The following is a 12,442-nucleotide window of genomic DNA, read 5'->3' on the forward strand; positions in this document are numbered from 1 at the left end:
GAAAATACTGGCACCCGATCAATCCGTATATTCATTGACTGTTCTTGATGTTTTGAACCAACAACCAGGGGAAAGTCGTGACAAGATACTTCAAAAATGGATGTTAAATGTGTGGGAATGTTGGGGACATCAACATAGCTGGGGCAGAGAAGTTTTTTCACTCTTTTAAAGTGATTTATTTTTGTAAATGTATGCATTTTGCACCAAATATTGCATTCCAGTGATTTAGATATACTTTCCGAATTGGTGTAGATACTTTCCAATTTGATGATTTTACTTTCACTTTACGAGCAAATACTTTCTGATTTTCTACTTTTACTTTCCAAAATTAGCGATTTACTTTCCAAACCCTTTTTAACAGAATAAAATAATGGGTCTGTGGGAGAATATGGTGGTTAACTAATTCAAAGGAGGAGTTATTTTTGAGTCACTATACAGACCATCATCATACAGGAGAAACAGTAATGGAATCTGGGCACTATATAGATGCAGATGGAGAGAAGAAAGAACTTCGTCAAGGCGAAACATTTCCTGAATGCCCATCAACAGGGAAATCTACAACCTGGACTCACGAAAGCCACACTCATAGAACTGGTGAAACAGTAATGGAATCTGGGCATTATGTAGATGCAGATGGCGAACATGTAGTACTTAACCAAGGAGAAAAATTCCCAAGCTGCCCATCCACAGGAGAAGCAGTCTCCTGGACTCATGAACAGTAAAAATGAAGTGCAATCATGGAGCAGCCTTTTAAAGGGCTGTTTTTAATTTTTTGCATTCCATCACAGGAATCTGAACGTTTTGGCGGAGAAAAAGAGATACGTTCTATCGTTGGGACAAATATACTTGAAAACAAAAGAAGACCACCCTGCGCTGTCACAAGGTGGTCTCCCCCAGGTAAAGGGACCGTTTCAGGTGCAAGCACTTTCATTGGATTGTCACATAGCAAAAATAGGATGCAATCTATTATAAGAACAAAGGATGACAGATAACATCCAAGATTTGATTAATTTGGGCGCGCTAAACCAATTTGTTGCAATTCATCTAGCGATAAATAATCAAGATTGTATAAGGAAGCAGGGATACTCCTGCTTCTGTTTTTTTGCTTCTTTGGGAACATAAGATATGTCCCCTGTATTTTAAAGTCAAAGAAAGTCACAGTGACCGTTATTCTCTATTATTTAAAATGTTCAATAAATTCAAAATAATCTTGACCTTTGGATGAATTTGGTTTATAAATAGAAATATAAATAAATAGGAATCACATTCCTATAATAGGAATGCAGGAAGGAGGATACATAGCTTCACCTAAGATTTGGCTATTAATATTAAACAAAAACACTTAGGAGGGTATGGAATGAACGAAAGTAAAGTGATTTTTAAGACTGAAGGAAACATTGAATGGATTATTTTTAATCGGCCTGAGAAATTGAACAGTTTGACGAGGGAAAATTTATTGCAAATTAGTCAACATTTAAAGGAAATTTCTGAGGATGAAAATGTAAGGGTTGTCATCTTTACGGGAAGTGGAGAAAGAGCTTTTTCAGCAGGAATGTATGTCCATGAATTTAATCATTTAAGTCCTCAAGAGGCTTATAAGTTGATCTCTGAGTTAAAGGAAGTTTGTGAATTAATTCGTACGATTCCACAGCCTGTCATCATGGCGGTTAATGGCTACTGTATCGGTGGGGCCACGGAAATGTGTATGGCTGCTGACATTCGAATTGCAGCAAAAAATGCCGTTTTTTCAATGCCTGAAATTAACCTGGGGATTCCTTCTGTTTTAGATTCCGTCTTGCTTCAACAGCATGTGGGGCTTAGTTTAGCAAAAGAAATGCTGTTAATCGGAGAACCGGTGAACGTAGAAAGAATGAATCAATTTGGTTTTTTAAATGCGGTAGTGGAACAGTCCGAACTTAGAGAAACTGCCCTGGAATATGCGGAGAAATTAATCAGCAAACCATTTTTTACAATCAAACAACAAAAGGAACTGTTTGAAACATGGCAAAATAGTAGTTTGGATTATGCCATTCAAGATAGTGTAAACAAATTTGCTCTAGCCTTTACGACAAAAATACCACAGGAGAGGCTGGACGATTTCCTTTCAAAGAAGAAATAGCCAATGGATGAAATTCAAAATGATTGGAGTGAAATGATGTGACGATGCCTTTGGAAGGGATAAAAGTTCTGGAATTAGCTAGAACACTAGCTGGTCCCATATCCGGTCAGCTATTAGGCGATTTAGGGGCTGAAGTGATAAAGGTGGAACAACCAGAAATTGGTGATGAATCACGCCGATTCATTCCGCCCGAATGGAATGGGGAGAGCTGTTATTTCCTCAGTTCTAATCGAAACAAGAAGAGCATCACGTTAAATCTTAAAACTGAACAGGGCAGAAATATCATCTATGAGATTATAAAGGATACAGATATTTTAATAGAAAACTTTCGAACAGGTGCGACGGAGAAGCTGGGAACCGATTATCAGACATTAAAAAAAATAAATCCGCGATTGATCTACTTGTCAGTGTCTGGCTTTGGGAGAACGGGTCCTGAAAAATACCGGGCTGGTTATGATTTATTGCTCCAGGGGTATTCAGGGTTGATGAGTACAACTGGTGAACTAGGGATCCCATACAAGGTTGGACCGTCCATAGCTGATATGTCTGCCGGAATTCTTGGAGCTTTCGGTGTATTAGCTGCTTTATTGGCAAGAGATAAAACAGGTGAGGGACAGTTTGTCGATTGCAGCTTGTTAGATAGCCAGATCATGATGTTAAATTACTTAGCGACAAGCTACTTTGCAACCGGAAGTTCGCCTGAGCCTATGGGGCAAGCCCATAATTCGCTCGTCCCCTATCAAGTGTTTAAAGCGAGAGATAAGAATATTATTTTAGCAGTAGGAAATGACAGTCTTTGGGTAAAGCTTTGCAAGGCAATGGGATGGGGAGATTTATTAGAAATCGAGGAATATCGAACGAATCAATCACGAGTGGCGAACCGGGAAAAACTTGTTCCGATTTTAAGTGAACGGTTAGGACAACTAACGAGTGAGGAAATTTGTCACACGCTTGATCAGACAGGCGTTCCATGCGGTCCGATTAACTCTGTCGGTGATGCGGTGACATCACCTCAAGCTGTTGCCAGAAATATGATGGTGGAGATCAATCATCCAATCGTGAAAAATCTAGTGACACCGGCATTCCCGGTAAAACTTTCTGCTACACCAGCAACTGTTCGGCAGCATCCGCCTTTATTGGGGGAACATACGGAAGAAGTCCTATCTACTTTAGGTTTAGGAAAAGAAGAGATTGCGATGATGCGCCGAGAAGGTGTGATTTAGAAAGGAGTGAGCCCTATTAAAACCATAATTCTTTTTCTAAATAAATTGTTTAATGGTATATCTATGATTGGTTTGGCCTTCATGATGTTGTTGATTACTGCAGATGCACTGGCACGATACATATTCCATCAGTCGATACCTGCCGTGTATAACATTACAGAATCGTATTTAATGGTGCTGGTCGTGTTTCTTGGGATGGCTTATGCACATTATAAAGACGACCATATTAAATTTGAATTAATTATCAATCTTATGCCGAGAGGAGTTCAAAAAATCCTTCACGTCGTTACCCATTTCTTCGCCCTTGTTTTTTTTGCTGCGATTGGCTATGAGGGCCTGTTGCTAACTGAAGATGCTTGGTTGAACAATGCTTCTTCAGGAGGTATCGTTTCAATCCCTATGTACTTATCGTATATCTGGGTACCGTTAGGATCGTTTATGTTAGTTTTCATTAGCGTATTGAAAATAGCGGAATCTTCTCGTATGGAATTTCCGAAGGATAATAACTTTAAAGCTTAATAACAATAGGTTGAAATTTTGAAAGGAGGGAGAACATTGGAGATATTAATCGCTTTTTTATTGTTATTTCTTTTCATGGCTGGTGGCATGCCTGTAGGCTTCGCTTTAGGAATTGCCGGCGGTGTGGGTATTTGGTTATCGATGGGGTTTAGTTCGATGTTGGGAATTTTCCAGACCGCCCCCATAGAAAACGCTGCAAGTTTTACGTTAACTACAGTACCTATGTTTATTTTAATGGCAGAATTTATGAATAATGGACAAATGACACAAAAATTATTTACAGCGGCCGTGAAATGGTTCGGTCATTACAGGGGTGGATTGGCCATCTCAACAGTAATGGCATCAGCGGGATTAGCGGCAGTTTCTGGTTCATCTACAGCATCGGCTGCGGGGATGGCTTCCTCCGTTGTTCCGGAAATGAGGCGGTACGGTTATGATGACAAAATTTCAGTAGGAGTCGTTAGTGTTGCTGGAACGCTTGCTTTTATTATTCCACCAAGTACGGTTCTCATCATATACGGTATATTAACGGAGGCTAGTATCGCCAAGTTATTTGTCGCGGGAGTGATTCCAGGATTAATCACCGTGGTTGGATATTGTTTAGCCATCTATCTTTGGGTGAGAAAAAACCCAGAAATAGCGCCAAGTATTAAAGCCTCTTCCATAAAAGAAAAATTTGCCTCCTTAAAGGGTATATGGACAGTTATTCTACTATCTCTTATTGTGATTATTACGATATACACGGGTGTGGTAACCCCAACTGAAGCGGGTGCGTTCGGTTCATTTGTCGCACTCTTGATTATGCTGCTTCAAAAAAAGATAAGTTTCGATGGTATAAAACAGGCATTAGCCTCAACGGCGTTAACGACAGCGAAAATTTTTATCATCATTATAGGTGCTATGATTTTCGGATACTTCTTAACGATTACAGGATCGGTGCAAGAATTAATTGCGATGGTCCAATCTCTGGATGTAAACAGGTGGGTGATCTTAACGATTATCGTCATTGCCTATTTACTATTAGGATGTATCATGGACCAAATGGCAATCTTGTTCCTTACCGTCCCATTAACATTTCCGGTCATCATGGCTCTCGGATTTAATCCGATTTGGTACGGTATTCTCATAACAAAAACAGTGGAAATCGGTTTGGCAACACCGCCATTGGGATTGAATGTGTTTGTCGCGGCAAGCTCCGCTAAAGTTCCACTGGGCACAGCGTTTAAAGGAGCTGGTCGTTTAGTGGCTGCTGACTTTGTAATTTTAATCATCTTGATGGCTTTTCCAATCCTGGTCACTTGGTTGCCCGGTTTGATGTAAATTTTTACAAATCGATTGAAAGGGAGATACGTTAATGGGTAAATTAGGAAAAAGTATAGTCTATGTATTTGTTGCTCTATTAATTGTATTTACAACTGCGTGCGGCAGTAAGGATAAGCAAGTAAATTCCTCTTCTGAAAGTGGGGGGAATGGCGGAAAGAAAGGCACCATTGTCTTAAAGGTTGCAGATTCCTATCCGACTACACACGTCATTTCAAAGGAAGGCATCGACATCTGGATGAAAGAAGTGGAGAAACGAACAGATGGAAAAGTGACCTTTAAGTATTTTCCTGCTGAACAGTTAGGTAAAGCGGATAGTTTGCTTGATGTTTTGAAGAATAATGTAGCGGATATTGCCTCTAATGTTCCTTCGTATTTCGGAGATCGCTTGATGTTAGCCACGGTACCAGAATTACCAGGAACATTTAAAACGACCTATCAAGGAAGCCAAGCCTATCATAAGATGCTTATGGAAAACAAAGAGTTAGAGAAGTTATACTCAAGTAATGGAGTTCGACCATTATGGGGGGCATTATTGGGACCTTATCAGGTTAGCACAGTAAACAAAAAGATAAAAACGCTTGATGATTTTAAAGATTTAAAGATTAGAGCATCAGGCAATACCCAGGAATTGATTTATCAATCACTAGGAGCAGCGCCGATTTCTATGCCGGCTCCAGATCAATATATGGCACTTCAAAGAGGAACAATTCAAGCAACTAGTTATATGGTTCCCAATTGGGAGGCTTATAGTCTTCAAGAGGAACTAAAGTATTCCAGCACCAATGGAGCTTTCGGAACAACAGCCATTACTTATTTAATTAACGAAAAGACCTGGAAGTCATTGCCAGAAGATGTTCGAAAGGCCATGATAGAAGCTGGAAAAACAACAATGGAGCATTTTTCTAAGTATATGGATAATGAATTTGACAATAGTGTAGAAAAGTTTAAAAAGCAAGGAATCGATATGTACGAAATATCTGATAAGGAACTAGAGTCAATCTATAAAATAATCCAGAAACCAACTTTTGATGATTGGATCAAAAAGGCAGGTAAAAATGGGCATGATGCTCGGTCCGTTCTGAATGAATATCAAAAGCTTGTTGAAGAAAGCCCTTTAGAGTAGAGGTTATAGACGGTAGTACCAGGATGAAAAATATAGGTTGTTCCGACAGACTGTTGAGTTTCTTGACAGTCTGTTTTGTTCATATTATAAACCACCTATATTCTTTTTCAAAAAATTGCTAAAATAAGTGGAAGGTTATTTTTTTGGAAAGGAAGGAAGGCCGTCAATGGAATCCGAACAAAAAAACACAGATAAACTTCTAACAGTCGAGCGCTCATTACGCGTATTATCGATCTTTAGCGAACAAAAAAGTGAATATACACTTCATGAAATTTCAAATGAGTTAAATATACCCAAAACGATGGTCTTTAGAACACTTCTTACCTTAGAATCGATGGGATATGTCCTAAAAAATGATAAAGACAAAACCTACACTCTTGGATATGAGGTTTTACGGTTAGGAAAGCTAGTGGAAAAAAACTTCTCTCTCAAAAATGTTATTCAACCTATTTTACAAGAATTAAATGATCTAACCGGTGAAACGGTGTGTTTGGTAATCCCCGACCGAACGCTGCTTCGTGGTGTTCAAATCATTAGCATTGAAACGAAGCATCCGATTAAGCATAATTCGAACATGGTGACGGTTGGATATTTTCACAGCGGAGCAGCGCGTAAAACGATTTTAGCACACATGGAAGAAGAGTTCATTTCAGAAGTGATTCAAAAAACAGGTCTGCCTAAGATTGCGGAACACACCATAACAGATCCTGCTCAACTATTGAAGGAATTGAAGCACATTAAACAACAGGGATACGCTACGAGCAATGAAGAAGCCCTTAAGGATGTCTTTTCCGCAGCCGCCCCGATTTTCAACTCAAAAGGAAAAATAGTGGGGAGTATCGCCATTTACCTCCCAACTTATCGCTTACAAGAAAGCATAGAAGGCGAAGCAAAATATATTGACCTGATGAAACAATACAGCAGCAAAATTTCGGAACAGTTACAGTTGTACTCCTTTACTTGAGTGGGGAGCTCGTGATGCATGGGCATGATGCATGGGGACGGTTCTCGTGCATCAATTATTGGAATCCTGAGAATGATTACGCTCTGAGGATTAGGAGGAATTTGGTTTTTGCCTACGCGACAGGGGAAGGCAGTTAAATTGCCCTTAATTGGCAGTGTACAGCTATTCGAGAAATATCAAGACGCTATCCGATGTATTTTGGATGGCGTCTTCCTTTTTTAGAATAATAAGTTTTAATAGTGGGACTGCCAACCCATCTATCACATGAACGGCAAAATCGGAATGTTAAATGGAGTAACCTACTCCTTTTTAGTTGGCATTTGTCAGCCGCCTTCTATGCAAGTTGCAGAAGAACTTCCAACAACCAAATTCAATTCTTGTAGCAGTGAAGGCAAAAGGTCAATTTCAACTACTGTTTCTAATGTTTCTTTTGTAAGTGGTACATTATATTTTTTAAAAACATCTGCCGTTTCTCCCCAAACTTCAATAATTGCTTCAGGTGACATATTCGATTTTATGACCATGTTAGCACATCCTTCGACCTTATTTTATCATTTGTTTATTAACTATTATACCTGACCGTTGCTTTAAGTCCAGAAGTTCACAATCTCTTGTAAATTTTGACCATGGCGCTTATCCTTGTTCCGGGATAGCACTCGATTGTTTAATAAACTTTATTTTCTTTAAGGAATGGTGTTTGGTCACTACCCGAATAAATTTCGTGTCTACTTTATTGTCCTTACATCAAGGTTGCACGGTAAAGGACAATTTGATCATAGAACAAGTCAATTTTGTCTTTAAGAGGCTAGATAAAAGACAAATTTACAAAGGTTCGGACACTTTCGGTGCTTTTTCTAACGGTTTTGTCCCAAGGTTGCACGGTTTCGGACATTTCTATCATTTTTATACCAAATGTGTAACAAAAGACCCCAATTTGTTAGATCATAACCTTTGCAAAACTAAAGCCCCTAAGGAAACCCCACTGATGCACACTTTTTAAAGCGCTTTTAAAAATACTTTTAAAAATCACTTTAAAAAGATTGAAAGTGTTTTCAATCGGGTGTACAATAACACATGTAGACAGCATAAATCATATTTTCATAAATACATGTTCTATATGAAAGGGGCATTTCTCTTGACTATTTCTACTATTGACGAAGCCGTATTTAAAAATATATCAAAAATTACTTATGAAGGTGAAGAATCAACCAATCCATTAGCTTTCAAATACTATAATGCGGAAGAAATGATCGGTGGTAAGCCGATGAAGGAACATTTGCGTTTTGCGATGAGTTATTGGCACACGCTAACTTTTAAAGGAATGGATCCATTTGGATTGCCAACAATGGAGAGAGAATGGGATTCGTTGGGGGATCCAATGGCTATTGCGAAAAGAAGAGTAGTTGCTGCATTTGAGTTCATGCAGAAATTAGGAATTGAATATTTCTGTTTCCATGATGTCGATATTGCGCCGGAAGGGAAGACACTCGAAGAAACTGAGAGAAACTTGTATGAAATGGTTGATCTTATAGAAGAGAAAATGAAAGAGACGGGGATTAAATTATTGTGGGGAACCACTAATGCATTTAGCCACCAACGATTTATGCATGGCGCGGCCACCTCTTGTCATGCACATGTTTTTGCTAGAGCGGCAGCTCAAGTGAAAATAGCCATGGATATCACAAAACGCCTTGACGGTGAAAACTATGTGCTATGGGGTGGAAGAGAAGGATACGAAACGCTCTTAAACACAGATACAAAGTTGGAACTGGACAATTTAGCTAGATTTTTAAAAATGGTTGTCGATTACAAGCATGAAATCGGATTTACTGGACAACTGTTGATTGAGCCTAAACCGAAGGAACCTACCAAGCATCAATACGATTTTGACACGGCCACTGTCTTAGGATTCTTACGTAATTATGGGCTGGAAAAAGAGTTTAAATTAAATATTGAAGCCAATCATGCCACATTGGCAGGACATACTTTTCAACATGAGCTCAATATGGCTAGAATTCATGATGCATTGGGAAGTATTGATGCAAACCAAGGGGATTTATTATTAGGCTGGGATACGGATCAATTTCCTACCAATATTTATGATGCCGCGATGGCGATGTATGAGGTACTGAAACAAGGCGGTATTGCACCAGGCGGATTGAATTTTGATGCGAGGGTTCGACGGGCTTCATTTGAACCAGAGGATTTATTCTATGCCTACATTGCTGGAATGGATACATTTGCAAAAGGATTAAAAGTTGCCCATAAACTTCTTGAAGACCGTGTTTTGGAAGACGTAATTGAAAAACGTTACGAAAGTTATACAAACGGCATTGGACAAGACATTATCGATGGAAAAGTAGGATTAAGTGACTTGTACCAATATGCACTGGAGCATGGTGATCATAAATTATCTTCAGGTAGACAAGAGATGCTTGAGAGTATTGTCAACTCCTATATTTTTCGAACGAAATAGATAGAATTTGGTGGTTTTATGTATATTCAAAATTTAGAAAAACTAAATAATAGAGATAAAATTTTGGCAACACTTTATTCATACCGGCAACTGACAAAATTTGATATTGCCCAAAAGACGAATATTAGTATACCAACTGTTACCTCCAACCTTACAAAATTAATAGAGGAAGGGCTTGTGGAAGAAGCGGGAATTGCAGAGTCTACTGGTGGAAGGAAGCCAAAGATTATCCGCCTAATCCCTAATGCCCTTTATTCCATTGGGGTAGAAATTGCTCCAACTAAGGTGAGTATGGTTCTTATTAATTTATGTTGTCAAATACAAAGTCGCGAAGAGTTTTTGTTGGATGAATTTGATATTACAGCGGATTTCCATCGAATTATCTTGAAATTGACTGATGAAATTAAACAAATGGTTCATGACTTGGATATCCCGCTATCTCGAATTGCTGGTATTGGCCTATCTGTTCCTGGAACTGTCGATCGCGAGCATTTTGTCCTTGAACTAGCACCAAATTTAGGAGTAAAGCAATTCTCGTTAGAATTTCTAAATGAGATGTTTCCATTCCCCATTTATATTGAGAATGAAGCCAATGCTGGAGCTTTTGGCGAATTATTGCTTGGCCGTAAACAAGTGGGGGAACAAACAGTCTATTTGTCTATAACGGAAGGTATTGGGGCCTCGATTATGACTAAGGATGGCTTTTATAGAGGAAATAAGGAGCGTGCCGGCGAGTTTGGACATATGCATATCGGTTACTCTGAAAAATTGTGTAAATGTGGAAGGACAGGCTGCTGGGAGTTGTTTAGTTCAGAGACCGTTCTATTGGATAGGTACAACCAAACAAAACATACAACTGGCGGTACTCTAGATGATATTGCTGCTCAATATAAGGCTGGGGACGAAGATACGAAGGCTGTGGTTAGTGAGTATTTAAATAATCTGGCGCTGGGCTTGCAAAATATTCTCTTGGCGATAGATCCAAAGGAAATCGTTATTGGCGGTAATCTGGCGAAGTATGGGAATTTATATATTGATGAATTAAGAGATTTAGTATTTGAAAAATCAGTCTTCCATAGTAGCAGTGATGTAGATATCTTATTTTCTACGTTGAATGCAGATTCATCCATATTAGGCGCTGCTGTTACTCCGCTTCAAAAAGTATTCATTACAGATGAGCAATAAGGAGGTGCCGTTTTGGGTTACATTGGGATTGATGTTGGAACGTCTGGAGTAAAGATTGTCTATATCGAAAGTGCAGAGGAAATTAAATATCAGGTAACCAAGGACTACCCCCTTTACCATCCCGAACCGGGGTGGTCTGAGCAAAACCCTGATGATTGGTGGAATGCGACCGTTGAAGGACTAAAAGAACTTTTTACGTTTATGTCTCCAGATGCGGTTAAAGGAATTGGCATTAGCGGACAGATGCATGGCTTAGTTGTTCTAAATAAAAATGGGAATGTCATAACCCCAGCTATTTTATGGAATGACCAAAGGACTCATGAAGAATGTTCCTTTTTAAATGAAAAGATAGGAAAAGATTTCCTGTCGGCACATACAGGGAATATTGCCCTTACAGGGTTCACAGCACCCAAAATTCTGTGGTTAAAAAAGAATAAACCGAATATTTTTGAGGAAGCTCATTATTTTATGCTACCAAAGGATTATATCGGATATAAGCTGACAGGCAATATGTTTACGGATGTTTCGGACGCTTCCGGCACGCTGTATTTTAATGTGAAGAACCGGACCTGGTCACAGGAAATGCTTGACATTCTTGGGATTCGAGAAGAGATGCTTCCAAAGGTCTATGAGTCTTTTGAAATAGCAGGAACGGTAAACGAATTTGCTTCTGCTCAAACTGGAATTCCAGTTGGTGTGAAGGTTGTAGCAGGTGCAGGTGATAATGCAGCTGGTGCTGTTGGCAGCGGAATTCTCCAGGAAGGAACATCCCTTATATCGCTTGGCACATCGGGGGTAGTCTTCGCACCCAAAGAAAGCTATTCAGTAGACCGTCATAATAGTCTGCATACCTTTTGTGATGCCAGCGGGAAATGGCATATGATGGGAGTCATGTTGTCAGCAGCTGCCTCTCTTAAGTGGTGGGTTGAGGATGTGAACAAGAGTGATTATGACACTCTTTTACACGAAGCCGAAAAGGCTGCGGCCGGCAGTAACGGACTTTTTTTCCTTCCTTATTTGTCAGGCGAACGGACACCCCATAATGATCCATATGCCAAAGGAACCTTTGTCGGTTTAAGTTCTTCCCATTCGAGAGGGGAGATGACAAGGGCCATATTAGAAGGTGTAGCATTTGCTTTATATGATTCTGTCCAAATTCTTAAAAAGTTGAACATTCCATTTACGCAAGCAAAAGTGATCGGTGGTGGAACCCAAAGCCCGCTTTGGATGCAAATACTGGCTGATGTGCTTCAGGTTCCATTAGTCACGTCTTCCAATACAGGTGGACCAGCATTGGGTGCAGCCATTTTAGCTTCTGTTGGAAATGGGACGTATTCATCTTTGCAAGATGCTTGTAGGCAGATGGATATTGAGGGTCTCATTTATGAACCAATGGAGCAAAACGCGATCATTTATTCGGAAATGTTCCCCATTTTTCAAAAAATATATTCTTCTTTGAAAGGTGTATATGAGGAAATTTATTTAGTAGAGGATAACTTAATACGTTAGG

The 12,442-nt window shown here is 39.4% G+C and carries 11 protein-coding genes; 10 read left to right on the forward strand and 1 reads right to left on the reverse strand.

The features are described from left to right. Positions 1-422 precede the first annotated feature (422 nt). The 7 genes from ACFPA1_RS18130 (at position 423) to ACFPA1_RS18160 (ending at position 7,271) form a co-directional block, all read left to right on the forward strand. Positions 423-722 carry a hypothetical protein gene (locus ACFPA1_RS18130; RefSeq protein WP_378584504.1) on the forward strand — a complete coding sequence of 100 codons (300 nt, stop codon included), beginning with the start codon at positions 423-425 and terminating at the stop codon, positions 720-722. 635 nt (positions 723-1,357) lie between these two features. Beyond that, on the forward strand, positions 1,358-2,119 hold the full coding sequence (locus ACFPA1_RS18135; protein ID WP_378584505.1) for an enoyl-CoA hydratase/isomerase family protein: 762 nt from the start codon (positions 1,358-1,360) through the stop codon (positions 2,117-2,119). 44 nt (positions 2,120-2,163) lie between these two features. Next, positions 2,164-3,342 carry a CaiB/BaiF CoA transferase family protein gene (locus ACFPA1_RS18140; RefSeq protein ID WP_378584652.1) on the forward strand — a complete coding sequence of 393 codons (1,179 nt, stop codon included), beginning with the start codon at positions 2,164-2,166 and terminating at the stop codon, positions 3,340-3,342. Between the two features lie 81 nt (positions 3,343-3,423). Then, positions 3,424-3,861, forward strand: a complete 438-nt coding sequence (locus tag ACFPA1_RS18145) for a TRAP transporter small permease (RefSeq protein WP_378584506.1) — start codon at positions 3,424-3,426, stop codon at positions 3,859-3,861. A gap of 36 nt (positions 3,862-3,897) precedes the next feature. Beyond that, positions 3,898-5,181, forward strand: a complete 1,284-nt coding sequence (locus tag ACFPA1_RS18150) for a TRAP transporter large permease (protein WP_378584508.1) — start codon at positions 3,898-3,900, stop codon at positions 5,179-5,181. Positions 5,182-5,215: 34 nt separating this feature from the next. Then, complete coding sequence (dctP, locus tag ACFPA1_RS18155; protein ID WP_378584509.1) at positions 5,216-6,307, forward strand: TRAP transporter substrate-binding protein DctP; 1,092 nt, start codon at positions 5,216-5,218, stop codon at positions 6,305-6,307. A gap of 166 nt (positions 6,308-6,473) precedes the next feature. Next, the gene (locus ACFPA1_RS18160) at positions 6,474-7,271 is read left to right on the forward strand and encodes an IclR family transcriptional regulator (protein WP_378584510.1); all 798 of its coding nucleotides are present in this window, start codon (positions 6,474-6,476) and stop codon (positions 7,269-7,271) included. A 323-nt stretch (positions 7,272-7,594) separates the two neighbouring features. Here the strand turns inward: ACFPA1_RS18160 and ACFPA1_RS18165 are convergent, their stop codons facing one another. Beyond that, the gene (locus ACFPA1_RS18165) at positions 7,595-7,795 is read right to left on the reverse strand and encodes a hypothetical protein (RefSeq protein ID WP_378584512.1); all 201 of its coding nucleotides are present in this window, start codon (positions 7,793-7,795) and stop codon (positions 7,595-7,597) included. A gap of 626 nt (positions 7,796-8,421) precedes the next feature. Between ACFPA1_RS18165 and xylA the strand changes: the two genes are divergently transcribed. From xylA to xylB, 3 genes are read left to right on the forward strand one after another with little or no spacing between them, the layout of a single operon-like run. Further along, a complete protein-coding gene (xylA, locus tag ACFPA1_RS18170; protein ID WP_378584654.1) occupies positions 8,422-9,747 on the forward strand; it encodes a xylose isomerase in 1,326 nt (441 codons plus the stop codon). A gap of 18 nt (positions 9,748-9,765) precedes the next feature. Continuing rightward, complete coding sequence (locus ACFPA1_RS18175; RefSeq protein ID WP_378584514.1) at positions 9,766-10,932, forward strand: ROK family transcriptional regulator; 1,167 nt, start codon at positions 9,766-9,768, stop codon at positions 10,930-10,932. 12 nt (positions 10,933-10,944) lie between these two features. After that, positions 10,945-12,441 carry a xylulokinase gene (gene xylB / locus ACFPA1_RS18180; protein ID WP_378584516.1) on the forward strand — a complete coding sequence of 499 codons (1,497 nt, stop codon included), beginning with the start codon at positions 10,945-10,947 and terminating at the stop codon, positions 12,439-12,441. Position 12,442: the final 1 nt, after the last annotated feature.

The organism is Neobacillus sp. GCM10023253 (assembly GCF_042653105.1).
In the GTDB taxonomy this organism is placed as follows: Bacteria; Bacillota; Bacilli; order Bacillales; family Cytobacillaceae; genus Neobacillus; species Neobacillus citreus.

Coding starts and splice junctions, on each gene's coding strand:
- ACFPA1_RS18135 (WP_378584505.1), top strand. CDS start 1,358: ATGAACGAAAGTAAAGTGATTTTTAAGACTGAAGGAAACATTGAATGG.
- ACFPA1_RS18165 (WP_378584512.1), bottom strand. CDS start 7,795: ATGGTCATAAAATCGAATATGTCACCTGAAGCAATTATTGAAGTTTGG.
- ACFPA1_RS18160 (WP_378584510.1), top strand. CDS start 6,474: ATGGAATCCGAACAAAAAAACACAGATAAACTTCTAACAGTCGAGCGC.
- ACFPA1_RS18140 (WP_378584652.1), top strand. CDS start 2,164: ATGCCTTTGGAAGGGATAAAAGTTCTGGAATTAGCTAGAACACTAGCT.
- ACFPA1_RS18175 (WP_378584514.1), top strand. CDS start 9,766: ATGTATATTCAAAATTTAGAAAAACTAAATAATAGAGATAAAATTTTG.
- ACFPA1_RS18145 (WP_378584506.1), top strand. CDS start 3,424: ATGATGTTGTTGATTACTGCAGATGCACTGGCACGATACATATTCCAT.
- dctP (WP_378584509.1), top strand. CDS start 5,216: ATGGGTAAATTAGGAAAAAGTATAGTCTATGTATTTGTTGCTCTATTA.